Here is a 25,775-nt window from a genome sequence, read left to right on the forward strand (position 1 = left end):
CGTTAGTTAATATTGGGTTTAATTTAATGCTCAAGCAATTTATAGAGAATTTTCTTAACGTATTGAGGTTCAAATGGCTTATCACATAAGGCATTAACGCCATCTTGCTCAATATTAGCTAAGTGAGTATCGTTGCTTTCACTGGTGACCATTAAAATGGGCAAATGTGATTGCTGACTTTGTTGGCGAACATATTTCGTCAATTCTCTGCCGTCTAATTCCGGCATATTAAAATCAGTGACGATTAAATCGAACATTTGCTCATTTAAAATATTAATCGCTTGCTGGCCGTCTTCTGCTTCTGTCACTTTCAGCAATCCGAGGTTGTTTAGTACTCGGCGGATATGATTCCTTGCTAGCCTACTGTCATCAACTAACAATACGCGAATTTCATGGACATCAAAATACTCCAGCTCCATTTCATCTGCTGATAATAAATCGATCGTATTATTAATGGCTGCGTGTAAGTGCTCAGTCGTGAAAGGTTTGGGTAAAATAGCAACCACACCGGATTGTTTAAATTCTTCCAGACTCTCTCGCTTATATTCACTGGAAACTAACATAAATGCAGACTCTTGATTACGATCAGAGTTTTTGATTTTCTTTAATAAATCTAGTGCGGTGCCGTCTTGGTAATACATGGCACTGGCGATAAGATCATAATGCTGACGAGCGATAATTTCTTCGGCTTGTTCAAGGTTCTTAGCAAGTTTGACTTGAGTTATTTCATGGCTTTTTAGTTGATTGATGATGATCTTACTTTGGGTATCAGAAGGCTCGATCAGTAAAATGGATAAATCACAGGGTTGGATAGTGCTCATTCAAGTTCTCTTATTATTTGTTAACCGCCGATAAACTTTACTTTAAAGCCTTCTTTTTCCAGAATACTTTTAATAACATCTCGCTTATCGCCTTGTATTTCTATGGTCTCATCTACGACGCTACCGCCGGTACCACAGCTTTTTTTCAGTTTACTGGCTAAATTTTTTAATGCTTTTGCATCTAGTCCTAAACCACTGATCACTATAACCCCTTTGCCTTTTCTGCCTTTAGTTTCTCGGCGTACTTTAGCAACGCCGTCACTTGGCGTAATGCTAGCAGCTTTTTCTTCTTTAATTCGACCTTTATCAGTGGAGTAGACTAGGTTGGACAGTTGATTTTGCCAAGACATAATGACACTCAATATCAATGGATAACCGAGCTATAATAAATAATATAATAAAAAAAACCAGCCTTAAGGCTGGTTTTTTATCGCTTGGTCTTATTTGTCGTTAAAGTTTTGCTTCAAACTCAGGTAAGACATCAAATAAGTCTGCGACGATACCGTAATCTGCAACTTGGAAAATCGGAGCTTCAGCATCTTTATTAATTGCAACGATGATCTTAGAGTCTTTCATGCCGGCTAAATGTTGGATAGCACCGGAAATACCGACAGCAATATATAAGTCAGGAGCAACAATTTTACCTGTTTGTCCTACTTGCATATCATTTGGTACAAAACCAGCATCTACTGCGGCACGTGATGCACCGATAGCAGCACCTAGCTTATCAGCGATACCTTCTAATAGTTTGAAGTTTTCACCGTTTTGCATACCGCGGCCACCTGATATTACTACGCTAGCAGCGCCAAGATCTGGGCGTTCAGATACGGTTAATTCATCACTGACATGGCTAGATGTACCAGCATCTGTTGCTTTATCCAAGTTAACAATTTCAGCATTACCATCTGTTGCTACTGCATCAAATGCTGTGGCACGCACAGTGATCACTTTTTTGCTGTCTAAACTTTGAACCGTAGCAATGGCGTTACCGGCATAAATAGGACGAACAAAAGTATCAGCAGATTCAACCGCAATAATATCTGAGATTTGCGCAACATCTAATAATGCCGCAACACGTGGCATAAAGTTTTTACCAGTAGTTAATGCAGTCGCGATGATGTGGTCATAATCGCTCGCCAGTTCTGTCACTAATAAACTGATATTTTCGGCTAACTGGTGTTGATAAGCTGTATTGTCTGCTACTAATACTTTGTTGATGCCGTTAACCTTTGCTGCTTGTTCTACAACAGCACTGCAGTTTTCGCCTGCAACTAATAGATCAATATCACCACCAATCGCTTGTGCTGCAGCAACTGTTTTTAGGGTATCCGCTTTTAATTCGTTATTGTCGTGTTCGGCAAATACTAAAATGCTCATGAGATCACCTTCGCTTCATTTTTCAATTTTTCAACTAACTCATCTACAGTTTCTACTACAATGCCAGCTTGACGCTCAGCAGGAGGTGTGACCTTGATTAACGTTGAACGAGGTGATAAATCAATACCAAAATCAGCTGCTGCTTTAACATCTAATGGTTTGCGTTTAGCTTTCATGATATTAGGTAATGAGGCATAGCGTGGTTCATTTAGACGTAAGTCGGTAGTGACAATTGCAGGTAAACTTAACGCTAATGTTTGTAAACCGCCGTCGACTTCACGAGTAACGTTAACTTTATCGCCATCTACTTTAACTTCTGAAGCAAATGTGCCTTGTGGCATGCCAGTTAGCGCAGCCAGCATTTGACCGGTTTGGTTATTATCGCTATCAATTGATTGCTTACCTAAAATAACTAACTGCGGCTGCTCTTCTTCTACGACTTTTTGTAATAATTTTGCTACGTGCAGAGAATCTAAGTTTTGATCCGTATCGATTTGAATGGCACGGTCTGCACCTAATGCTAATGCAGTACGTAGTTGCTCCTGACACGCTTTATCACCGATAGATACAGCGATAACTTCTGTTGCGGTACCCGCTTCTTTTAATCTGACTGCTTCTTCTACTGCAATTTCACAAAATGGGTTGATAGCCATTTTTACGTTCGCTAAGTCAACATTGCTGTTGTCAGCTTTAACGCGAACTTTGACGTTATAGTCGATGACACGTTTGATGGGTACTAATACTTTCATCGTTGCCTCTAATTATGCTTGTTGTAATTTTAAGTCTACCCTTAGTCCAAGGTCAGACGTCATTATTGGCTCAAAGACTACTGCTAGATAACGTATACGTCAACGTAAAGTTTGTCTGGAAATGAGCGAATATGTTTTAGATCAGTAAATGGTCTTTTACAGCATAGTATTTACTGACGAAAATTCTAGAGGTATGATATTATCAAACAGGTGTTTGAAAATCAAACGTGCGTTTGAAATTCAATAGTGAAACAATTTTGGGGGAAATTATGGAACGCGAATCGATGGAATTTGACGTAGTGATCGTTGGGGCTGGTCCCGCTGGATTATCTACGGCATGCCGTTTAATGCAACTGGCACAAGAAAAAGAACAAGAGCTGATGGTTTGCGTTGTTGAAAAAGGCTCTGAGGTTGGTGCTCATATATTATCTGGCGCGGTTTTTGAGCCTAGAGCATTGAATGAGTTGTTTCCGGACTGGCAGGAAAAAGGCGCACCGTTAAAAACAGCCGTAAAAAATGATGATATTTATTTATTTAATGGTGCTGAGAGCGCGATTAAATTACCAAATTTCAGCGTGCCAAAAACCATGCATAACGAAGGTAATTACATTACTAGCATGGGGAATATGTGCCGTTGGTTAGCCGAACAGGCAGAACAATTAGGCGTTGAAATTTTCCCAGGCTTTCCAGCCCAAGAAGTTCTTTATAATGAAGATGGTAGTGTTGCAGGGATTTTAACCGGTGATATGGGATTAGATACCGAAGGTAATCCGAAAGATTCTTATGTACCAGGAATGGAGCTAAAAGCTAAATATACGGTATTTGCTGAAGGTTGCCGCGGTCACTTAGGTAAAGAACTTATTGCTAAATTTGCACTGGATAAAGACAGTTCGCCGCAGCATTATGGTATAGGTTTTAAAGAGATCTGGGATATTGACCCTGATAAGCATCAAGAAGGCTTAGTGGTTCATACCGCTGGCTGGCCGCTCGATAAAAACACCAATGGTGGTGGTTATTTATACCATGCTGAAAACAATCAGGTCTTTGTCGGCTTAATTATTGATTTAAATTACAGTAATCCACATTTAAGTCCGTTTGATGAATTCCAACGTTACAAACATCATCCTAAAATTGCACAGTATTTAGCAGGCGGTAAGCGAGTTTCTTACGGTGCCCGAGCGATGGCAAAAGGTGGTTTTAATTCACTACCTAAGATGACGATGCCAGGCGGTGTTTTAGTGGGGTGTGATGCTGGTACGATTAACTTTGCCAAGATCAAAGGTAATCATACCGCGATGAAATCTGGCATGTTAGCAGCAGAAAGTATTTTTTCTGCACTTGCATCAGGTGATGAAGGCGGTAACGATCTTTCTAGCTATAGTGAAAACTATCAAAACTCGTGGTTATATGACGAGTTATATAATACTCGTAATTTTGGCCCGGCAATGCATAAGTTTGGTACTTTCTGGGGTGGTGTATTTAATACCTTAGATCAAAACTTCTTTGGCGGTAAGTTACCGGTTAACTTTAAGGATGATTCTTTAGATCATGAACAGTTAAAGCTTGCTTCTGAATGCCTAGTCATTAATTATCCTAAACCAGATAATAAGTTAAGTTTTGATAAGTTATCGTCTGTGTTTTTATCAAATACTAATCATGAAGAAGAGCAACCTTGTCATTTAAAACTTGCTGATAGCACTATCCCGTTAACGGTGAATATGCCTAAATATGCTGAACCTGCACAGCGTTATTGTCCTGCTGGAGTCTATGAAGTAGAAGAAAGTGAAGAAGGGCAGAAGTTTGTTATTAACTCACAAAACTGTATTCACTGTAAAACCTGTGACATTAAAGATCCTAGTCAAAATATTACCTGGGTGACACCAGAAGGAGCTGGCGGGCCTAATTACCCGAATATGTAACGGTTTCAAAGCTATACTCACAAAGCCTAATCTTTTTTAAAGGATGGGCTTTTTTTTATGGCAAATTTTCATCATTCAATGGTTATCAATAACTTAATCGCTATTTCTATCGTTTTGTGCTGTTTTCGCTTTTAAGTATTAACCTACGGGATTGCGGATGAATAATGCTCATCATCATTCACTAGATAGAGGTGAAAAGTCATGTTTATTATCACTAAGTGAGCGTCTTGATGTTTATTTTTGAACTTCGGTGTTAGCTTAGTTTTATCATTTGTTTTTACTGTGACTTGCGATTATCTAGATGTCGCTTTTTAGTTATTTTCCGACGACGTGAAAATTTTAACTTTTTGTTATTTATATTGATTTCTAATTGTTGTCGTTTTTGTATGAAAAAATGTCGTGATATTGCTAGGGAATAAAAAACAAACAAGTACCATCAAGGGTAGGAGTAATTTAGCCTGTTGTTTTCATGAATAGGTTGAGCTTTATCATTGAAGAAAAAGTCAATTTAAATTAGCTGTTATTGCAATATTTAATTGCTGCAAAAGTAGATCGGATAAGCGTAACAATAACAACAATTCGCTTAATGTTTCTCAATAGCATGAGTATTGTGACTCATTTTGGGCTAGTTAAAAAAACTAAGTCAATAAAGAGCAGCGATTTTAGATACAAGTTAGGTGATTAAAATAATTGTGCTTAATTATCAATAATATCACCGGAATATTTGGCCGATTAAGACGCTAAATATTTTAATTTTAGGGTTTAGTTAAAGTACAAGTGGTGTGGCATTATCGCTAAAAATAGTTGACAGCTAACGGTTATCATCGATATGTTTAGCTATCGAACGTTGTAAAATGTAACTATTTATTAACAAGAATATACCACTTTAAATACCAAAATTCTGGTGTGTTTTAAGTATAGCCCTAATGTTTTTAATAAGTTGTATAAATGTAAAGAGCAAAGGGGAGCTTTATGTTGTTCAGTCCGTTGAAGAAAATCACCATTTCATTGTCGCTATTTGCGATAATAGGGATCTCTGTTGGTGTTCAGCAATCTAATCAAACTCCAGATAGCGAAGAACAAAGACAGTCGTATATTGTTAGTGCGGAAAATTTATCAGTATTAAGAGAAAATTTTGCACAACAAAATATCAAGCCATCTCATATTTTACCTGTTATTAATGCCTTAGCTGTTGAGCTGAACGCCGAAGAATTAGCGCAGCTTAATCGCCAGCAAGATGTAAAAGTGACGCGCAACCATAAAGTGTCTTTATCCGGTAAAGGCTGGGGGCGTCGTAAATGGCAGCCTACTTCAGATGTAGTCGATTATATTAGCGCTGATGGTGCTCATGCAGCTGCTAATTTTGGTGACAATATTACTATCGGTTTTCTTGATACTGGATTAGAGCAGTTATCAGGTTTATCGAGTGATCTATACGGACGTGACAAATTTTGGGGTACATACGACGCTATCAATAATAGCCTTAGCAACTATGGTGGTGAAGAAAGTGGTCATGGTACTCATGTTGCTAGTATTGCGGTAAACAGTGACTATGATGCTTACGGTAAAATTTATGGTGTTGCGCCGAATGCTTCGTTAGTGGGAATTAAAGCATTTGATGGCGAAGGCAAGGCAACTTATGCTGATGTAATTCGAGGCATTGACTGGGCTATTCAGGTAAAAGATCAAATTAACCTTAGAGTACTGAATATGTCATTTAGTGGACCTGTTCGCTCTTATTATTGGGATGATCCGTTGAATCAAGCGGTAATGAAAGCTTGGCAGGCAGGTATTGTAGTCGTTGCTTCTGCGGGTAACAAGGGGCCAGATCCTATGTCGATAGGTGTGCCTGGTAATGTCCCTTACATTATTACTGTTGGTGCTATGACAGATAGCTATTCAAAGTCTTATTTTGAAGATGATAGGTTGGCTACCTTTAGTTCGGCTGGGCCAACGGTTGAAAGTTTTGTAAAACCAGAAATTTTGGCGCCTGGCGGACATTTATCTGGACTAATGGCATTAGATTCACAAATTGTAACCGAACATCCTGAGTTCCATGATGGTGGTCGCTATTTTGAAATGTCTGGAACATCTCAAGCTGCCGCTGTTGTTTCCGGTGTGGTTGCATTAATGCTAAACCAAGATCCATTGTTAACACCGGATGATGTTAAATGCCGTTTAGTGGAGAATGCTCAGATGGCAATGAATAGCTCGGGAGAATTGGCTTATAGTGTCTTCCAGCAAGGAGCTGGTGTGATCAATGTTGCCAATACCCTTAACAGTACATCACTGGACTGCGCTAACGTGAATATGGATATAGCCCAAGATTTAGCAGGTACAGCCCATTATTATGGTCCGGCAAATGTTGATGAACAAGGTAACTTTTTTATCGAGGGTATGTCTAACCTTTATCAGTGGAGTGTTTCTGATGAACTAGATAGTGACGGCGGTTTAATCTGGAAAAATAACCTGGGTACAGATGGCGGTTTAATCTGGAAAAATAGTTTAGGTACAGATGGTGGTTTAATTTGGAAAAACAGCGTTGGCGTTGATGGCGGCTTGATCTGGAAAAATAGTTTAGGTACCGATGGCGGTTTGATCTGGAAAAACAGCTTAGACACGGATGGTGGCTTAATCTGGAAAAACAGCTTAGACACGGATGGTGGCTTAATCTGGAAAAACAGCGTTGAATTTAACAGCGCAGAGCCTATTGCGGTTAACAACTGGGTTGAACAGCAATAAATCTATAAAGCTACTACCTTATGCGCTAAGGTAGTAGCTATATTTTCCGATCTGTAGTGAACTTTTGTGATTAAAACGCTATTCTTTTTCTTATTTTTAACTTTAACTTTTAAACCTTCAGCTCAGGAATTAAACTTACTGAGTTCATTTCCGCTCGACAACCCTTTGTCATATCAGTTTATTCGCGCTATTGCCCAAGATCATCATGGTTTTATGTGGTTTGGTTCACAAGAAGGTTTACATCGTTTCGATGGGCATCAATTTGTCAGTTATCATCATGATGCAAGTGTGCCATCGTCTTTAGGCTCTGATGTGATCAGCCGTTTACTGGTTGATCGAAATAACCATTTATGGGTGGCAACTCGCGGTGGTGGCCTAAATTTATTTCAAGAAAACACCCACGATTTCAGACATTTTACCACCAAAACACTTGATACAGCGTTAACTGATAATAGTGTTAATGAAATTCTCGAAGATAGCGAAGGAAAAATCTGGGTGGGCACTGAAAATGGCTTAACAATACTACAATTTGTAGATGGTCAGTGGCAGAGCATACAAATTAAGCAGCAACTTGGTAACCCAAAGAGTTTGACCAATAACATGGTGCAAGGGTTATTAGAGACTAACGATGGTACCATTTGGGTAGGTACCAATGGCGGTGGGATTTCCGTTTTTGATTTAGCAGGTAACTTTATTAAGCAGATAAAGTTTCAGCAAGATCAGGATACTTTTAAGCTAACTAAGCTCATCAACTTCTTATATCAAGATCATCAAGGTTATGTCTGGATCGGCACCGTTGAAAATGGCCTGGTAAAATACCATCCAGATACACATCATACCGTTCAGTATCAATATGATAGTAATAACGATAACTCCGTTGCCAGCAATACTATAGAAAGTATCTATCAAGATAGTAATGAAAAAATATGGGTAGCAACAGATAAGGGCTTATCAATATATAATGAAAGCAAAGATAACTTCTGGCGTTATCATCATTCGGTAGCAAATCCATTAAGTTTAAAAAGTGACTTTGTATTAACATTTTTTGAAGACCGTAACCAAATGATGTGGATAGGGACCTTTGCTGGTGTTGATCGTTGGAACCCTTATATGACGACGTTTAATCAATACAGTGCGCAAACACATTCACAACTTAAAAGTAATAATATCAGCGGCTTTGCCCAATCAGATAGTCAAAAATTGTATTTTAGTACCTATAGTGGTGGCTTGTACCAGTTATTGCTGTCATCTAATGAAATTCAACCGTTGCCAGTTAATGAGGCATTTAAAGAATTGCGGGTGGTGAGTTTATTGGCCGAAGGTGATTATTTGTGGGTCGGTACTCGAACATCTGGGTTATATCGAGTGAACCTGCTAACTAATACGATCAAACGCTATCACCATAGTAGTTTAGATGAGTCTTCGATCTCAGCAAATAGTATTACTGATATTTTAAAAGATAAGCGAGGTAATTTATGGGTTTCTACCTATCATAACGGGTTAAATCGATTTAACAGTGATGGTACATTTCGCCGTTATACTGCGCAAAGTCCGATTAATAATAAGGGACCAAGCACAAATCATATTTTACAGATCATAGAAGACAAGCAAGGTAATATTTGGCTGGCGGCATATGGTGCAGGGATCAATAAATTTGATCCTCAGTCAGAAACTTTTGTTCATATTCAACATCAGGCCACCGATAATCAAAGTTTGAGTAGCGATTTAGCCTGGTATTTGTTTTTAGACAGTCGTGATGATTTATGGGTGGCGACTCAGTCTGCTGGATTTAATGTTTTATCTAGTGAAGATAGATTAAATAATCATTATCGCTTTAAACATCTGGACGTTAAAAATGGCATGAAAAGCCGCACGGCTTATGGCATTAGTGAAGATGGAGAGGGCAATATTTGGTTTAGTTCTAATAAGGGAATTTCTCGCTATTCATTAACCACTCAGCGCTTTAAACATTTTGATACCAGCCATGGTTTAAGAGATTTAGAGTATAACCATGGTGCGGTCTTTAACAGCCTAGATAATACGCTTTACTTTGGTAGTGCGAAAGGCTTTGTTAGTATTAATCCAGACCGCATTACTAAGCCTCGACAGGCACCTTTAGTGAGATTAACCAATATTTTTAATCTTAATGAGCCGATGCGCTTTGAGCAACCGCTTACCAAGCTAGAATCGTTGCAGTTATCCTACAAAGACCAGATTATTTCGTTTGAATATGTCGGGCTTAATTATGCGGCACCCGAATCAACCCGTTATAAATATCGGTTACTCGGTTCTCAAGAACAGTGGATTGATGCCGGCCAGCAGCGTCGAGCTACTTATACTAACTTGCCTGAAGGTAACTATAGGTTACAGGTTATCGCTGGCAATAGTGACGATATCTGGAGCGAGCCCTATCAACTGAATATTGTGATGGAACCCGCACCATGGCGAACTTGGTGGGCTTATATGGTTTATGCTTGCCTCGTTGCATTCGCCTTATTGAGTTATTCGCGCATGCTCAATAAAAAGTTGATCACTGAACAAAAGCATAAAGAAGATCTGCAACGTCAGGTTAAAGAAAAAACTCAAGATTACTTAGCAAAAAATGTTGAGCTGGAGCAGGTAAATAAGAAACTGGAACTTGCGGCAACAACAGACAAAGTAACGGGAGTAAAAAGCCGACGATATTTGGACATTTATATCGAACAGGCTAGCCAGCTGATGAATCAAATTCACCAGAATTTGCTACCTGTACAACGTAATATATTGCCACGGCTGTATATTTTAATGATACAAATAAATGACATTGAATCGATCAATAATAGTCAGCTAATGAATGTTACTGATCTACTGCTTTATAGTCGGGATAGTGATGACTTAGTTATTCGTTGGTCAGACGATACCTTTGCCATCATTGGTTATGAAAAAGAAAACAATGTTGTGGAATTGAGCCGTCGACTTATTCATCGTTTTAACGACGCGTCGACTAACGTCAGTATTGCTTATTCATTTTATCCCTTTAACCGGGAACAGCCAGTAGATATGTCTTGGGATCAAATTAGTGTGCTGATTGAAAAGGCGCTACAGATGGTTAAACATAATAGTGATATCTTTTGGTTAGGCTTGTATGAACCGAAAGAGCAGCCGTTTAATTATATCGATATCCTGCAAGCCGCAGATTTGGCGGAGCTACAACAAAAGATCCTGATAAGATCGGGTGACTAGCTTAGGCGTCATAAATCCTCTACGAATGGATTACTGATTGCGGCATTTATCAAATAAATTTCTGTTGGTATTGTTTTGGTGTACAGTCAAAGCTTTCTTTAAAACAACGGCCGAAGTATGTTTGTGAGGAAAAGCCTACATCTAAGGCTATACGGCCAATTTGAGCGCCACTTCTTAATAACTCTTGGGCTTTTTTCAAACGAAATTCTTTTATAAAGTTATTTGGGGTAGTTCCCAGTAGCACTTTAATTTTTCGTTGTAACTGTCGTTCGCTGATTGCCATATCACTGGCCAGATCGGATATACCTAACTCAGGTTCTGTATATTTTTTCGCGATGGCGTTTTCTAAATTAGTCAGAAATTTTTCATCAAGAGATTCTAGTGATTGCTCTGTAGTCAGGCTGGCAACTTTCTCGTGGCTGGCATCCTTACGTTTACTGGTTTGTTTCTCGTTAAATTGCTTGAGGTAGCTATTCTGCAGTTGTTTTCTTGTTGCCATTAAATTTGCAATTCGTACTAATAATTCTTGCTGGTTAAAAGGTTTACTTAAATAGTCATCTGCATGTAAATTAAGTCCTTGTAATCGGCTGTCTAAGTCTGAGCGAGCGGTTAATAGAATCACCGGAATATGTGAAGTTAATTCATTTTCTTTTAACTGCTGTAATACGGCAAATCCGTCAATACCTGTGAGCATAATGTCACAGACGATCAGATCTGGTAGGTATTCTTGTGCTAATGATAAACCTAATTCGCCACTGCTGGCGAGCAGACAGTGATGTTGCTGTTCTATCACTTGTTTAATATGGCTTTGCATATCAACATTATCTTCTATCACTAGTACTACTTGTTGTGAATGAGGCTGAGTGTTTTTTGGCTGACTATTTTGCTCAACGATCAGCGAAGACAGTTCCTCTTCAGAAACACTGTGAGGTAAGTGCTCTTCCAATGATAATGCTTTTGCAGCGGGGATAGATAAACTAAATTTACTACCTTGATTATATTCGCTCACAAGATTGATGCGCCAATGATGGGCTTTTACCAGTTCATTGACCAGTGAAAGGCCAATCCCGACACCAAATATTGCTTTGTTTTTTTGATCTTCTGCCCGTTGAAAACGTTCAAATATTTTAGCTTGTGAGTTTTTATCTATGCCGATTCCAGTATCTATAACATCTAAGATAATAGTTTCTTGTTCTAGGTAAGCACTAACGCTTATTTTTCCTCCCGCGGGGGTGTACTTTATTGCATTGGCGAGCAGGTTAAAGATAATTTTTTCAAATGCCTGAGCATCACACTCTAGCCATAAATCATCAGGGATATTGACAGTAAAAGATAACTGACTTTGCTTCGCTAAGCGATCGAAAGAGTCGCATGGCATGGTCATAAGCGTTTTTAAACGATAGCTAGCGATCGATAACTCAGGGTTATCACTTAACCTCGAAAGTTCAAGCAATTGCTCGACCATGCGCACTAATCTTAAGCCGTTGCGTTTTGCCGTAGTCAACTCTTGGCTTTCATCTTGAGTCGTTGATTTTTTTAGATAACGATCGAGGATGCCATTAATAATGGTTAATGGGGTCCTAAATTCATGAGAAATATTAGCAATAAATTTGTCTTTTAACTCGAGTGCTTGTTTCTCTGCCAGCTTTCTAGCGGTTAAATTAATGAAGGTAACGACTATTAGTGCGTTGTCTTCGCGTTCTGCCCAATGTAACTCTACCTGTACTGGAAAGTCACTGTGATCGGAGCGAATGGCAGTAGACTCTACCGATACCCCTTGTTCTTTACGCTGTAGGGCATAAACATTACTTTTAAAATCAAAAAAGAAATGCATCTTATCTTCATGACTAAATAACTGCTTAATATTGCTATGGATAAGGTCTTGTTCAAGTATTTGAAACATTTGAATCGCGGCCGGGTTAGCCGAGAGAATTTCACCTTCGGTTGATGTTGTTAAAATTGCATTATTGGATGCATGCACTATCGCCTTATTTTCATTGTTGAGCAATGAGTGTCTCAGTTCATTATTGAGTTTTTTTAAACGTTGGCTTCGATCAAATTGTTTTTGATAGGAACTTTTAAGGGTGTGATAGAGTCGCTGTTTTTTATCTGTTGTTAGTGTAATAAACAGTACAGCTATTGCTACCCAGCTAAGTATGACAACCGACTGCCACAAAGGTGATGATAAGTAGAATAGTTGATATTCAATGCCTATAAAGTGGACTACTAAGCTATAAAGTACCAGAAGTAATATATAAAGCTCTGAATGAACAGGATATCGCTCTGTTTGAATACCTTTTGTTAATTGAGTCGAAGCAACCGCAGCTAATATTAAGGTTAAATAAGGCACAAACAGCAGAATAGAGCGGGTGGTATTTAGCAGATTTCCATGATAATAAGCTTGGTTAAAGTTGAGTAGGGTTTCAATGAAAATAAAGCTACCGCCTATTGTCAGCAGACCATAAATTTTTCGCCAGTAAAGAGATTGACAACGTACGGTATTGAGTACTAAGCGAAGACAGATAAGGGCAGTGATCGATAAGTGAAACATTGCCGAAGGAAGAGAACTACTGTAATTTTTGTCGGCAAACTCATAAGGCAATAATACAAAGTAACTGAAACTTACCAGGCAAAAGAAAATGGCAGGCACTCTTCCGCTTAAGTATTTATTCATGGGAGTTTCATTTAAATGTGGATTTGTTTCAATGGCTAATAGAATGAAGAAATAACTAAATAACGATATAAAGTCATTAGTTAATCGAGCGTCTGGTAGCATAGTTTGGCTGATACTTGCTGCCAAACCACCTAAAATGGCCAAAATAAAATACTGCCAAAACAACTTTAATGATTCTGACTGGCTGTTTCTGTAGGCGAATAGCAGAATATAGGTACTGATTATTTGCATTACGATTGTTGCTGGAACAATCGTCGCATTAAGAGAAATAGCGAATGCCTTTGATAGCATATTATAAGGGAACACAGTTAATATCAGTGCAACGATTACTGACAACCGGATGACGGTACTACGCAAGTTTATATCCTACTTTTAACAATCGGTATTTTAGGTTCTTTCTTTGAACACCTTTGTCCTTGTTGATTTACGTTTAGTATACATAATTTTAATATTTATGAAATAATTAGCTGCTATAACGCAAGATCATTAGCTCATATCAATCTGACTTTTATCTAAAAACTGGTGGGCAAAGGTTAAGTAAACTTTTTCATTTTTAAAAACATCATATAAATCAGGGTCTAAATGATCATTCTCTTTCATTCGGTCCATAATTGCTATAGTTTCAGTTAACGTTTTGGGCGGTTTATAAGGGCGATCATTCGCGGTTAATGCTTCAAAAACGTCTGCTATTGCCATAATGCGGGCCGGAATAGACATTTGATGGCGCTTTAATCCTTTTGGGTAACCAGTACCATCCATTTTTTCATGATGGCCGCAGGCATATTCAGGAACATTCTTTAAGTGTTTAGGGAACGGCATCGCTTCGAGCATATCGACAGTGACATCCATATGGCCATTAATGATCCTGCGTTCTTTATCATTTAAGGTGCCACGTTTAGTGATCAGGTTGTAGACTTCATCGTCAGAGAGTACCGGCTGAGTGACGCTATTGATAGTGACTGGATAATTTTTTGCGATGTGATAGACACGATTAATTTTATCATCGTCAAAAAACTCCCCGCCTTTATTGGCATGAATTAAAAACTCTCTGTCGTCAGCTAATTGTTTTAAACGTTTCGCTTTTTCATTGGTGTCATATTTAGGGTTATGATTGATGTTGAGCGCCGCGATTTCTAAACGAGCAATCACCAATTCAATACGATCAAATACCGTTTCCAGCTTAGTCGCTTTGTCCATAACATATTCAGGAGTCGCGACTTTACCGCAATCATGTAACCAGGCGGCGACACTGAGTTCGTGAAAATCTTCTTCGGAAAGGTTGAATTCAGCTAAGGGACCCTGTGCTATCTGGTGACAGGCTTTAGCCAGCAGCATGGTAATTTCAGGTACACGTCGACAATGTCCGCCGGTATAGGGGGATTTTTTATCGATGGCGTAGGCGATTAACTGAGAAAATGAACCAAACAGCGCTTCCATTTGGTCAATCAATTGTTTATTAGTGATGATCACTGCTGCTAATGAACTAAGGGCATGTACCGATCTTTCTACTGAATGACTAAACTCGATAACTTGACCCGTTTCGTCGGTGGCGTTGATGAGCTGTAGCACGCCGGTTAGCTCATTTTCATGATTATTCATTGGTAAGGTCAGTACTGAACGAGTGCGGTAACCATTTTTTTTGTCCATTTCTTTAGCGGCAGTAACATCATAATCTTTGACATGATAGGCATCTTTGATATTAATGACCTTACCACTGGTAGCAGCGATAGAGACTAACGCAGATTCATTCGGTTGTTGATACTCGTACAGTGGAATTGCAGGTATATCGATTGTTTTACCTGTGGTGCCGCCCCAGTGAATATTTAAGCTTTTATTGATCAAGGTATCAAATACTAGTTGCTGTTTATCGTTTACCGAATAAATAGTGCCGCCGTCGGCATGTGATAATTCCATGGCGCTAAGCAGAATTTTCTCCAGTAGTACTTGATGATCTTTTTCGGTGGAGAGGGCGATGCCTATTTCAATAAAATGCTCAATATTTTCCATTTGCGTCTCTACCGGTCTCTTTCTTAAACTAGCAATATTCATTATCTAGTTAAGTATAGATTCCTATTGAATTTTTTCCTGTTGGTACTATTTAAATTTTATTATTGTCATTGCTCGATTTATCAGCAGCTTGCATTAAGCTTAGTTAGTAATAACAAATCAGTAAAAAGATTGATGTGAAACCGTCGAGACAAAAAACGCGTATTATTGCCATGTTAACTCTTGGCTTATTATTAATAAGCTGTGTAGCGCTTTATCAGCAATGGTTTTTGCGGGCAGATTTTTATTTGTTTGATCGTCAGCAACAGGTTTTATTAACGAGTAAGCCGGCGGATCAACAAATTGTTATTATCGCTATTGATGACGTTAGTCTTGAGCAGATGATGCAAGTTGCTGGACGCTGGGTTTGGCCACGTAGCGTTCATGCTGAATTGATAGAAGGTTTGCAGGCTTTTGCTCCTCAAGCGATTGCCTTTGATATTTTATTTTCAGAAAAAGACATATATCGCCCGGATGCCGATAGCTATTTGAACGAAGTACTCTCGGATTATACTAATGTCTTTTTCTCGATGTTAGTGCTAAGTAGTACTCACATCGAAAGTGCGGCGCCATTACTCACTAACTGGCAAGATTTGTCTAAAGGTAAATTGCACTCTCAAGCTCAGTCGTCATTACTACTGCCATTCGCTATTGAGCCTGAGTATTGGCGACTAGGCAGCATTAATTATCGCGCAGAGTTAGACGGAGTAGGACGCTACTATGACATCTATCAGCAAACTAGCGATTGGAAAATTCCCTCTTTGGCAACAGTACTGGCGTTGAACCACCTAACTGAACTACCGAAACAATCTCGTGTTTTATTGAACTGGCGTGGAGCTCAACAACAGCCTTATCAAACCTATTCTTATGTCGATATTTATCGTGCGGTTGTCGAACAAAATAGCGACATTTTGCAACAATTTTCCGGTAAAACGGTGCTGATTGGCGCAACGGCGGCGGGTTTATATGATGCCCGTACTACACCGATTAATCATAATTTACCTGGTGTTTATATGCTGGCCACAGCGCTGGATAATATTAAACATCAAGATTATTACCGCCAAATGAGCTGGCAGGCGCAGATGATATTGGCGAGCTTGTTAATTATGCTTATCGGGTTGTGTTTTTACTTTTTTGAACATTATTCTCACCAGTTGTTTTCGCTATTGATGATTATTAGTGGCAGCTGGCTAGCTGGTGGGTATTTCAGTATTCACTTGCTCCAGAAAAATCAGGCATTTTTTATTGCTTCACCATTACTGATTATTACCCTTAGTGGCGTATTGTTTGCGTTTGTTTTTGGCTATGTGGAATTTTTACAGCGGCGCCAGGCATTATCCATGTTTGGTCGGTTTCTTGATCCTAAAGTGGTGTTGAACTTGTTATCTGAAGGCAAGTTAGATGCAGGCTTTCTTAATCAAAAAACCTCACTGACTATTTTATTTTCAGATATTAGAGGGTTTACCCAGTTGTCAGAACAACATTCTGCTAACCAAGTATTGAAATTACTCAATGATTATTTTTCCAGCCAGGTTGAAGTGATTTTTTCCACTAACGGGACTTTAGATAAGTTTATTGGTGATTGCATTATGGCGTTTTGGGGAGCGCCGATTGCCAGTACTACTCAAGCTACAGATGCAATTAGTGCCGCATTGATGATGCAAGACAATTTGCTGGCGTTCAAGCGTAACTTACCTGAGCATTTACAAGACTTTGACATTGGTATTGGTATTCATAGCGGAGAGGCGATTGCAGGCTTAATCGGTACAGCACAAAGAGTTGACTATACTGTGATTGGTGATGCCGTGAATTTAGCCAGTAGAATCGAAGGCTTAACTAAGGGGCAATGCCGTATTTTAGTCTCTGAACAGACGATGCTATTGGCGCAGCAAGCCTATGATTTCGAGGAGGTAGGAGAATTTAAGGTCAAAGGCCGACAAGCAGGTGTCAAATTATATCAACCGACTAGGAGATAATATGAAAACAAAAATATTAATGCTCTTAGCTTGCATTTTATTTAGTTCGCTAAATGTAGCTGCAGAGCAACAAAGTGTTAAGGCTGGGAAGCTGACAACTAATACGGATTTGCATAAACAGCCTAAGTATCAAAGTGACGTACTCACACAGCTACTAGCAAATGAGAATGTCAATGTCGCTAGGCGGCATCGAGCCTGGTATCAGGTACTTACTGCGCAGCAGCAACGGGGTTGGGTCAAAATGTTGAATGTCCGATTTGTGGGAGTGATGAAACGTCAAGGAGAGCTTGGGGTAAAAAGTGTTTTTGACAGCTTAACGAAACAAGTGACACCGACTGCATCGACTGGTATTAGAGGCTTTGATGAAGAAGCGTTAAAAACGGCGAAGGCAGATTTGGAGCAGTTAGACTTATTAGCAAGTTATCAGGGCAATGCCAAAAGAGCAAAAGACTTTGCCCGTGCTGGCAAGATTAAGTCAAACCTTGCTATTTCAACAGCTGTGACACAAAACTAGGAGGCAGTAATGAAAACATTGAATACGCTGTTATTACTTCTGCTGTTGTCATCTTGTCAAAGTACGGGGTTGAAAATAGGTAATTTGGATGTCGGGCGCTTGGTAAATCAAGGGGTCAAACTTTGGGATGCGAATAACATCGATCAGCAGCAGGAAGTCCAGTTTGGCCAAAATATATCCGCGGTGTTATTAGGGGTTCGGCCATTACATAAAAATAAAGCTATTAATCGGTATGTTAATAATGTTGGCATGTGGTTGGCGATGCATTCCTCAAGACCGGATTTGCCATGGCAATTTGGTGTCATTGATAGTGACGCCATCAACGCCTTTGCAGCCCCTGGTGGCTTTGTTTTTATTACATCATCGATGTTGCAGCAGCTAAATAGTGAAGCTGAGCTGGCAGCGGTGCTGGCGCATGAGATCAGTCATGTTACCTTACAGCATCATTTAACAGCGATAAAAGATGGTGCTCTGCGCAGCGCGGTCACAGAAACCCTATTTGTCTCTGCTGATGCTTATCAAGCTAATACTGGGGCTGATAGAAAGAAACGCGAATATGCCGCCTGGGCAAAAACCGTGACCAATGCCGCACAAGATTTATATAGTAAAGGTTTAGATCGTGAAGATGAATTAATGGCAGATAAAGTGGGCTTGGCATTATTAGCCCGAGCAGGGTATGACCCATTTGCTTTTATCAGTAGCCTACAGGTAGTTGAAGCGATAGCCGCTGATGATTCCAGTTTGGCATTACTTTATAAAACTCATCCAAAACCGTCAGAACGTATATTCTCTTTACAGGCCAATTTAGCCGACGTTGAACAGTTTCCAGGTGTGGTATTAACTGAGCGTTTCCAGCAGGTACTAACCGGAGAATAACTTATTGTCGACAATATTTGTTTTTCAAAGTGATATCGTTTGATTTTATTATGTGAGATCTATATATTGTCGACAATATTGTTTTGTGGTGAGTTAATCAATGTCTTTTTATAATATTTTTGGTGGTATAAATACCTTCTGTATCTTTTTAAGTTTACTTGGTGTTTATGCGCAGTTACGCACTGTACTCGAACGTAAAAAACAGCGAGAGAAACTTCAGCAAACGCTAAAAGAAAGTGTTACCACGCAGTTGTCATTGAATCAATTTTCAGTCAGTTTTCTCGCCTATTTTTCTTTTTTTGTCTACGGCTATTCAATAGCGCCCTTTAATCACTACATTGTCTGGCCAAGGTTGATAGCCGCGTTATTAGTGGCAATGATCCTGTATCAAATTTGGCATGACAGAAAAAATAAGGCATCACTAGCTGTAATATTGATTTCGTTTTTATTTCTAATACTTGGTAGCATAGGATTAGCTTTTGGTGAGCGTTACATTGATCAAGGGCGACTGATTTCTACATTCTTGATTTTGTTGATCTCTTTGTTGATCGCTCAAGGTTATTACCATCAAATAAGCTTGATTGTCAGATCCGGTGTGACCGGGGCGGTGAATCTAAAAATGAGTCAATTTATTTTTGTCATGGATCTGTCGACAATCGCTTTTGCTTTATCGATGGGACTTGATAATGGCTGGCCATTGATGGTGTTAGCAGTGACCAGCGGTATCACTAAAGTCATAATGATGTATTTATTTTATTGGGTGAAACATAGCCCGTTGGCAAAGCAGCGGGCATTAATTTGGCAGGAGGGATAAGAGTATTTATCTTATCTACTGGCTATCTATTAACTGGCAACAAAATGGCCGTGAAACCCTAGTGGCAAATGATGGGATAACCAGGCTCTGGCAATCGGGCCATCTGTAATTCTATCTTCTTTAAAGACATTTAAGCAGGTACGTTTACTGGGTACGTGCAGTGCGGTGCCTATGAGGTAACCTGTGCCTGCTTTTTGCTGAGGGCATATGTTAACATGCTCTTCAATCAGAAAATCATTGCCATAGAAGTAACTTTCTTGTTTGCCGGTTTCGGTATTTAAACGGGTAACTGTATCGTTCCATAAACTATCAGCCTGAGATGAAATATAAAACAGGTGCTGATTACGTAGCCCAACCAGGTGATCATGCACTTTAGGGAACTCGCTAGAGCCGGCAAAAGCGTGTTGTTCTACACTACCATTGGGCTTGATGGTAAATAATACAGGTGTTGCCATCATATCTTTGGGTTTCTCCAGTTGTTCACCCCGCATTACATTAGCCAAATGATGTAATATATCTACGTTGTTATATAGACTGGCATCAAAATGAATGGTGCCATCGTTGCGTTCCCAGGCATTACCAAAATGAAAAACAAAAGCTGGTGGTAATTCTACTTCTTTCATTATCGATAACGTTTGTTTATCGATAATGAGTACTCGCATTGGCTGTGTTTTATCAAAACTGATACCACCGAATAAGTGCTCTTGATCACCGTTATGCTTAAGTGACGGTAAGATAAGCAATATGTGCTTACTTGTGATTAAAAAATCATGCAACATTCGTCCCTGATAACGACTGTTAATGAGCTTAACATTTTTGGTGATACCGTTTTTATTTAAGTGATAAAGCACCACCTGTCCATTAGGAATAAAACCAAAATTCCAGATATCGCCATTGGCCTCCTGTTTTGGGTGAGCGGAAAATGGCAGACCGTTAAGTTGTTCGCCATAGTTACTGCCTTGGCCTAAAGAAACAAGTCCTTTAGTGGTTAAGGTATTTGCATCGACTTTTGTTGCTGAGCCTGCTTCCCATAATGCCCAGAGATCATCACCAACGGAAATAATGCTGGTATTGGCGGTATTAATGGTATCAGGTGATAAAACAGATAAGGCATTAGGTACTTGAGTATCAGGGCCTGGGTAAATAAAGCGCTGTGCTTTTTCTTCTTGCTGAAATTTAGCGCTGTTGACAAATTTTCCCTGATGATGAATTTTACCATCGGCTATTTTATATTGCTGGATCATGCCGTCGCCTTCAAACAGGTGCTGATAACGAATATTTGCACGTTCATGTTTGGCTGGGCCATTGCGATAAAAAGTCCCATGTAAATCTTTCGGTAAGTTTCCTTCTATTGTTAATTGAGTTGGCGAAAAATTCTGTTCAACATTAGCAAATGCGATAAGTTTATCGTTATCTGCCAAAGCTCCGGCAAAGGCTAATTGGTTATCGTTCGCTGCGAATCTTGATGTTTTATCTGAAAAAGGCAAAGCAAATCCTTTGCTGGCGTTGAGCACTAACGCACCAGCAGCGGCATTAGACATAGTTTTAAGTAATTGGCGACGGTTCATAAAAACTCCGGCTCTGTTATAAAAAAGGATTGAATGGCTTAAGGTTTAGTAAATAGCGGTGGTTTTATTAATGACGACGCTATTTTCACCGTTAATGACAAACTTAGCGTGTTTGAAGTCTACCGGGCCGAAGTTGGGTTTTGCGTCATTAGAAAAGCCGTAGCCCTCTTTTGGCATACCAATTAAGTTAGTTGCCAATTGACCGTCGTTATCTTCATCATGGAAAAAACGAATGGCATAATCGCCGGCTGGTAGATTGTTAAATGTTACTTTAACTTTACCTTTTTTAGCATTGGTCACTGCGGAAGATTCGGCAATGTTTTGCTTGTAGTTAGCTTCACCTTTGAATATTTGCGCGTAAATTTTACCGCTATCGTTTTTAACTGCATTGATTTCAAAATTAACCGTATTGGCTAAAACTGTTTGATTGACAAGTGTGGTAGTGAAAACAAAGGCTAATGTCGAAGTAAGTTTCATAGTATGTCCTTCTTTTTAGTTAAGAGTTACTTTGCACAACGAAAAAACTTGGCGTTGCACCGGTTTGAAAAGACGATAGAATGACTGCTTTGAAATTTATAGTGATGTTTCGCGAATGCTGTTAATCAATTCGTAAAATGTCCTCAAATGAGTATTGCTCTATTCACGATTCGCGAAATGTACATGAAAAATCAAATGGTTAGTGATAGGTTTAATTTAAAAAAAATACGACATGATCTGTTAGTCGTTAGTGTCGTCGGCATGTTTATCGGCTTTTTGGCACCATTTGGCATGGATAGTACGCCATTATTTTTGAGCATTAGTTTTTGGGTATGTACCAGTGTCTGTGGTTATTTGATTTATATGCCAACGACAGTGTTAGGAGAGTTGGTGCTGTTACCTTTTATCAATCGGCATTGGCTGCGTTTTGCAATTTCGGCATTGCTGGCGAGTGTCATTATGAGTTTTGTTGTGCCAATACTAACCTGGTTGTTTTTTTATATTCCTTTGGATTATGCCAGCCAGTTTTGGTCAATGCTGCCTAAGGCAATTATTATCGGTACTGCGTTATCTATTGCGACCATAGTTAAAGATCATATTCAGCATCAGCAAGTGATTATCAAAGAATCTGAGCAAAAAATAGAGCAAATTCAGGAAAATGATGATAAAGCTGGTCAGCAATTACAGCTATTTATTGAGCAATTACCGGTTGAAAAACGCGGTCAACTCATTTGCCTTGAAATGTCGGATCATTATTTGAAAGTGCACACGGATAAAGGCCATCATCTGTTACTGTTGAGGTTTAAAGACGCATTAACCATGCTAGATTTGGTTGATGGCATGCAAACACATCGTTCCTGGTGGATAGCGAAAGAGGCGGTACAGTCGGTCAAGCGGGACGGGCGGAAAGTTATTTTAGTGATGATTAATCAGCTAGAAGTACCGGTATCGAAAACTTATCTTGATGAAGTTAAGAATCAACATTTTCATGTGTAAAATAGTTAAAGAAATCGTAGTAAGTGTCATTATTAGTTGTAATATCAATTAAAAATGAGTTTTTCTGAGTGAAGTTTCTTACAGAGCGAACTCCTGAACATGTTGTTGGTGCCATGTATAACCCGAGGTAGATATGAAATTATTATTTAGCACATCCAGACTCAGTGTGTTTGAGCTTTTGTCGGATACTCCTCAAGATGATTTGTCCAATTTGCTAGCTCTCGTGCCTGAACTGCTTACGCCAAAAGTCGTTGAAAATTTGCCACCATATTTTCACGGTATTAACTCTGCTGCTGATGCCAAGGAGTGGCTGGAACGTATGATGTCTGAGAGTCGTTTGTTTGTTGTTAAGCAAAAAGATGCTGATGCAATCATCGGTTTTGTCTTTGCTTACGTAGAAAATGACAGTGCTGCTCATATCGGTTATTTACTTGGCGAAGCGTATTGGCGTCAGGGACTGGCGAGTGAATTATTGAAAGCTTTTGTTGTACAAGTTGCACAAACGGAAAGTTGGGATAAATTAATCGCCGGTGTCGAACGGAGCAATCAAGCATCATCCGCGTTATTAGAAAAGCTCGGTTTTGTTGAGCAATCAATGAGTGAAGAACAAGTAAAATTTTATCAATACCCATTACATTAAGCGAACTGGTAAGCGGACGTTTACTATGGCTTTCTAGTCGCTGAGTCACTTAACTTCCTTAGTTTGTCATCTTTTGGTCACCTTTTTATTGAGCCTGTCATTTATGGTTTAGCCACTTTAAATTAAGGAAAGTGGCAATGAAGATTCAATCGTTTTTCATTATATTAACCGTTACGATTTCATCGTTAGTCTTAGCTTCAATCGTTCAGGCGAAAGTGGTCATAGATGGCAAACTAATGCCAGATGAATGGCGTGATGCACAAGTATTTTCATCATATGTGCAAAGTTTTCCCAATACTGGAGAAACGCCAAAATACCCAACGACTACCTATTTGCTAACCGATGAAAAAGGCATTTATATTGGCTTTGAAAACTATCAGCCGGAACGTTCGCGCACCTATAGTGGTCATGATCAATACACCAGTGCCGATTTTGATATGGTGTTTATCGATTTTAATAATGACGGCGATACCACTTATGAGTTTGTTGCTACTTTAGGTGGTGGCACTATGGACGGTACCTATAGCCGGGGTAATCAATCGAATCGTGACTGGGATGGTACATGGCAGGTACAGGTCAGTGAGCAGGGGGATTATTGGTACAGTGAGTTTTTTATCCCCTGGACAACGGCGACTTATCAGGAAAAGGCGGGCGATAAGCGTGATATTAGTGTGTATTTTCAGCGCTATAACGTAGTCGCAAGTCAGGCTTATTCTTTTCCTGACACCCACAGAGGCCGTAAAAACTTTACTTATGAATATACGCCAGTAGCTGTTGATAATTATCAACAGCAAAGCTTACGCTCGACATTATATTTGGCAGATCAATATGACTTTGTCGATAAGCAAAATGAGATGGAGCTTGGTCTGGATCTTACCTGGAAACCAAAAGCTAACCATCAGTTAATCGCGACCATTAACCCTGATTTTGGTCAGGTGGAATCGGATGAACTTATCGTTAATTACAGTGCGGTTGAAACCTTACGTACCGATAAACGGCCGTTTTTTACCGAGAATCAAAGCCTTTTTGATGTTCAGGGACCGAATAGTTTAAAGCTGGTAAATACCAGAAGGATAGGGGCGAATGCTCAGTTAGATGCTGGCACAGTGCATGATATTATCGCCGCTGGTAAATATATCTATAATGGCTCAGCGGTTAATGCAGGTGTTTTATATGCCCAGGAAGATGATGCAGTTGCTAATGACGGCAAAAAATTTACCAGCGCTCGTTGGTATTCTTCCGTTGGGGATGTGAGCTTTGGTCAGTTAGCCAACTTTGTTGATGATCCGCTGGCAAACAGGGACTCTCTGGTGGTTAATCACGACGTTCGTTATCAGTTAAACGAGCAAATCAACCTGTTTGCTAACGCCATTTATTCCCATAATCAGGAAAATTTAGAAAAAAATATCGGTAAAGGACTGACCTTAAAAGCCAGTTATGTTCCTGAGCGTTATTGGCAAAATGCCCTGGAATGGAGCTACTTAGACGATGCGCTTGATATTAATGATTTGGGATACCAGCAAAGGAATAATCTTTCTAATATCACCATCACCAGCCAATATGATGATGTACAATTTAGCACTCAAAGCCTTATTTTAAGAGGGCGGTTTTATGGTGAATATCACTCTCAGCGTAATACTCAGGGGTTAAATTTACGCGATAATTGGTATGCTAGTTATTATCTGCAACTAAAAAATAAACATGCATTTCGTGTGGGCGTAAAACAGCTTAACCGTGGTAATGATGATTTAATTACCCGCCAACTTGGTTATGTAACTATGGATACGCAACGAGATTTCCATCTTTTCTATGATTCACCATCACCGGCGGTGTTTTCATTTGATATGACTTATCATCATTTACAGGAAGGACTTGAGGATTGGGCAAATAAATTTGCATTAAATACCACTAGCTACTTTTCTGACAGTATCAGACTTGACGCTAATTATACTTATATCGACAGTGATGATTGGTTGGTAGGCAATGCCAGCGGACAAGTAAAACGTTATCGCCGTTATCTTAATAAGGTTTATGCCAAATTAGTAGCTAGGTTAGATCAACACTCAGACTTTACACTAACCACTCAGTGGTATGGCGTTAAGGCCAAAGGAAGATCGGTTAATGATAGTGACTTTTTCGCCGGTGCGGATTTTAATGTTAGCCGCTTTGCGCTTCAGGCAAGGTATCGCTACAAGTTCAACTCAGGTTCAAGCTTTTATCTGGTTTATGGGCACAATGGCTTTGATAATAGTGACGAAAATGGCACAAACTTTAGTGATTTGTTGTCAAACGCTGTGGCCTATCCTGAGCAAAAGAGCCTGACAGCAAAAGTTAATTGGATATTTTAAGTTATTTTATCTATTA

At 39.3% G+C, this 25,775-nt stretch carries 18 protein-coding genes; 10 read left to right on the top strand and 8 right to left on the bottom strand.

Annotated elements, in window-relative coordinates:
• Positions 1-23 precede the first annotated feature (23 nt).
• The 4 genes from QQK06_RS16235 to QQK06_RS16250 all read right to left on the bottom strand — a co-directional run bounded on the left by QQK06_RS16235 (position 24) and on the right by QQK06_RS16250 (position 2,947).
• On the bottom strand, positions 24-821 hold the full coding sequence (locus tag QQK06_RS16235) for a response regulator (RefSeq protein WP_284245831.1): 798 nt from the start codon (positions 819-821) through the stop codon (positions 24-26).
• Positions 822-841: 20 nt separating this feature from the next.
• The gene (locus QQK06_RS16240) at positions 842-1,171 is read right to left on the bottom strand and encodes a translation initiation factor (RefSeq protein ID WP_284245832.1); all 330 of its coding nucleotides are present in this window, start codon (positions 1,169-1,171) and stop codon (positions 842-844) included.
• 100 nt (positions 1,172-1,271) lie between these two features.
• Positions 1,272-2,198 (bottom strand): electron transfer flavoprotein subunit alpha/FixB family protein, encoded by a 927-nt coding sequence (locus tag QQK06_RS16245; RefSeq protein ID WP_284245833.1) that lies wholly within the window; start codon positions 2,196-2,198, stop codon positions 1,272-1,274.
• Positions 2,195-2,947 (bottom strand): electron transfer flavoprotein subunit beta/FixA family protein, encoded by a 753-nt coding sequence (locus QQK06_RS16250; RefSeq protein ID WP_284245834.1) that lies wholly within the window; start codon positions 2,945-2,947, stop codon positions 2,195-2,197. The genes QQK06_RS16245 and QQK06_RS16250 overlap by 4 nt, the downstream gene beginning before the upstream one ends.
• A gap of 269 nt (positions 2,948-3,216) precedes the next feature.
• On the opposite strand from QQK06_RS16250, the gene QQK06_RS16255 reads away from it, so the two are divergent.
• From QQK06_RS16255 to QQK06_RS16265, 3 genes are all read left to right on the top strand, one after another.
• Positions 3,217-4,866 carry an electron transfer flavoprotein-ubiquinone oxidoreductase gene (locus QQK06_RS16255; protein WP_284245835.1) on the top strand — a complete coding sequence of 550 codons (1,650 nt, stop codon included), beginning with the start codon at positions 3,217-3,219 and terminating at the stop codon, positions 4,864-4,866.
• Between the two features lie 972 nt (positions 4,867-5,838).
• On the top strand, positions 5,839-7,608 hold the full coding sequence (locus tag QQK06_RS16260) for a S8 family peptidase (protein WP_284245837.1): 1,770 nt from the start codon (positions 5,839-5,841) through the stop codon (positions 7,606-7,608).
• Between the two features lie 66 nt (positions 7,609-7,674).
• Positions 7,675-10,830 carry a ligand-binding sensor domain-containing protein gene (locus QQK06_RS16265; protein ID WP_284245838.1) on the top strand — a complete coding sequence of 1,052 codons (3,156 nt, stop codon included), beginning with the start codon at positions 7,675-7,677 and terminating at the stop codon, positions 10,828-10,830.
• 49 nt (positions 10,831-10,879) lie between these two features.
• On the opposite strand, the gene QQK06_RS16270 is transcribed toward QQK06_RS16265, so the two are convergent.
• On the bottom strand, positions 10,880-13,861 hold the full coding sequence (locus tag QQK06_RS16270) for an ATP-binding protein (RefSeq protein WP_284245839.1): 2,982 nt from the start codon (positions 13,859-13,861) through the stop codon (positions 10,880-10,882).
• A gap of 129 nt (positions 13,862-13,990) precedes the next feature.
• The gene (locus tag QQK06_RS16275; RefSeq protein WP_284245840.1) at positions 13,991-15,511 is read right to left on the bottom strand and encodes an HD family phosphohydrolase; all 1,521 of its coding nucleotides are present in this window, start codon (positions 15,509-15,511) and stop codon (positions 13,991-13,993) included.
• Between the two features lie 176 nt (positions 15,512-15,687).
• On the opposite strand from QQK06_RS16275, the gene QQK06_RS16280 reads away from it, so the two are divergent.
• From QQK06_RS16280 to QQK06_RS16295, 4 genes are all read left to right on the top strand, one after another.
• Positions 15,688-17,526 carry a CHASE2 domain-containing protein gene (locus QQK06_RS16280; RefSeq protein ID WP_284245841.1) on the top strand — a complete coding sequence of 613 codons (1,839 nt, stop codon included), beginning with the start codon at positions 15,688-15,690 and terminating at the stop codon, positions 17,524-17,526.
• Position 17,527: 1 nt separating this feature from the next.
• Positions 17,528-18,040, top strand: coding sequence for an SH3 domain-containing protein (locus QQK06_RS16285; RefSeq protein ID WP_284245842.1), 513 nt, complete (start codon positions 17,528-17,530; stop codon positions 18,038-18,040).
• A gap of 9 nt (positions 18,041-18,049) precedes the next feature.
• The gene (locus QQK06_RS16290; RefSeq protein ID WP_284245843.1) at positions 18,050-18,916 is read left to right on the top strand and encodes a M48 family metalloprotease; all 867 of its coding nucleotides are present in this window, start codon (positions 18,050-18,052) and stop codon (positions 18,914-18,916) included.
• A gap of 100 nt (positions 18,917-19,016) precedes the next feature.
• Positions 19,017-19,730: a hypothetical protein gene (locus QQK06_RS16295; protein ID WP_284245844.1), complete on the top strand. Its 714-nt coding sequence runs from the start codon at positions 19,017-19,019 to the stop codon at positions 19,728-19,730.
• 29 nt (positions 19,731-19,759) lie between these two features.
• On the opposite strand, the gene QQK06_RS16300 is transcribed toward QQK06_RS16295, so the two are convergent.
• Both QQK06_RS16300 and QQK06_RS16305 read right to left on the bottom strand, forming a co-directional pair.
• On the bottom strand, positions 19,760-21,298 hold the full coding sequence (locus QQK06_RS16300; RefSeq protein WP_284245845.1) for a carotenoid oxygenase family protein: 1,539 nt from the start codon (positions 21,296-21,298) through the stop codon (positions 19,760-19,762).
• Positions 21,299-21,343: 45 nt separating this feature from the next.
• Entirely contained in the window at positions 21,344-21,775 is a 432-nt protein-coding gene (locus QQK06_RS16305) for a DUF2141 domain-containing protein (protein ID WP_284245846.1), read from the bottom strand.
• A 183-nt stretch (positions 21,776-21,958) separates the two neighbouring features.
• Between QQK06_RS16305 and QQK06_RS16310 the strand changes: the two genes are divergently transcribed.
• The 3 genes from QQK06_RS16310 to QQK06_RS16320 all read left to right on the top strand — a co-directional run bounded on the left by QQK06_RS16310 (position 21,959) and on the right by QQK06_RS16320 (position 25,759).
• Entirely contained in the window at positions 21,959-22,771 is an 813-nt protein-coding gene (locus QQK06_RS16310; RefSeq protein WP_284245847.1) for a LytTR family DNA-binding domain-containing protein, read from the top strand.
• Positions 22,772-22,904: 133 nt separating this feature from the next.
• Complete coding sequence (locus QQK06_RS16315; RefSeq protein ID WP_284245848.1) at positions 22,905-23,411, top strand: GNAT family N-acetyltransferase; 507 nt, start codon at positions 22,905-22,907, stop codon at positions 23,409-23,411.
• A gap of 137 nt (positions 23,412-23,548) precedes the next feature.
• Positions 23,549-25,759: a DUF5916 domain-containing protein gene (locus QQK06_RS16320; protein WP_284245849.1), complete on the top strand. Its 2,211-nt coding sequence runs from the start codon at positions 23,549-23,551 to the stop codon at positions 25,757-25,759.
• Positions 25,760-25,775 lie beyond the last annotated feature (16 nt).

This window comes from Thalassotalea insulae (assembly GCF_030161395.1).
Taxonomy (GTDB): Bacteria; Pseudomonadota; Gammaproteobacteria; order Enterobacterales; family Alteromonadaceae; genus Thalassotalea_E; species Thalassotalea_E insulae.

What these genes read in the sequence shown, in the direction of transcription:
- QQK06_RS16310 (WP_284245847.1), top strand. Translation starts at nt 21,959, where the DNA reads ATGAAAAATCAAATGGTTAGTGATAGGTTTAATTTAAAAAAAATACGA.
- QQK06_RS16250 (WP_284245834.1), bottom strand. Translation starts at nt 2,947, where the DNA reads ATGAAAGTATTAGTACCCATCAAACGTGTCATCGACTATAACGTCAAA.
- QQK06_RS16295 (WP_284245844.1), top strand. Translation starts at nt 19,017, where the DNA reads ATGTCTTTTTATAATATTTTTGGTGGTATAAATACCTTCTGTATCTTT.
- QQK06_RS16315 (WP_284245848.1), top strand. Translation starts at nt 22,905, where the DNA reads ATGAAATTATTATTTAGCACATCCAGACTCAGTGTGTTTGAGCTTTTG.
- QQK06_RS16300 (WP_284245845.1), bottom strand. Translation starts at nt 21,298, where the DNA reads ATGAACCGTCGCCAATTACTTAAAACTATGTCTAATGCCGCTGCTGGT.
- QQK06_RS16240 (WP_284245832.1), bottom strand. Translation starts at nt 1,171, where the DNA reads ATGTCTTGGCAAAATCAACTGTCCAACCTAGTCTACTCCACTGATAAA.
- QQK06_RS16285 (WP_284245842.1), top strand. Translation starts at nt 17,528, where the DNA reads ATGAAAACAAAAATATTAATGCTCTTAGCTTGCATTTTATTTAGTTCG.
- QQK06_RS16305 (WP_284245846.1), bottom strand. Translation starts at nt 21,775, where the DNA reads ATGAAACTTACTTCGACATTAGCCTTTGTTTTCACTACCACACTTGTC.
- QQK06_RS16260 (WP_284245837.1), top strand. Translation starts at nt 5,839, where the DNA reads ATGTTGTTCAGTCCGTTGAAGAAAATCACCATTTCATTGTCGCTATTT.
- QQK06_RS16290 (WP_284245843.1), top strand. Translation starts at nt 18,050, where the DNA reads ATGAAAACATTGAATACGCTGTTATTACTTCTGCTGTTGTCATCTTGT.
- QQK06_RS16245 (WP_284245833.1), bottom strand. Translation starts at nt 2,198, where the DNA reads ATGAGCATTTTAGTATTTGCCGAACACGACAATAACGAATTAAAAGCG.
- QQK06_RS16255 (WP_284245835.1), top strand. Translation starts at nt 3,217, where the DNA reads ATGGAACGCGAATCGATGGAATTTGACGTAGTGATCGTTGGGGCTGGT.
- QQK06_RS16320 (WP_284245849.1), top strand. Translation starts at nt 23,549, where the DNA reads ATGAAGATTCAATCGTTTTTCATTATATTAACCGTTACGATTTCATCG.
- QQK06_RS16275 (WP_284245840.1), bottom strand. Translation starts at nt 15,511, where the DNA reads ATGGAAAATATTGAGCATTTTATTGAAATAGGCATCGCCCTCTCCACC.
- QQK06_RS16235 (WP_284245831.1), bottom strand. Translation starts at nt 821, where the DNA reads ATGAGCACTATCCAACCCTGTGATTTATCCATTTTACTGATCGAGCCT.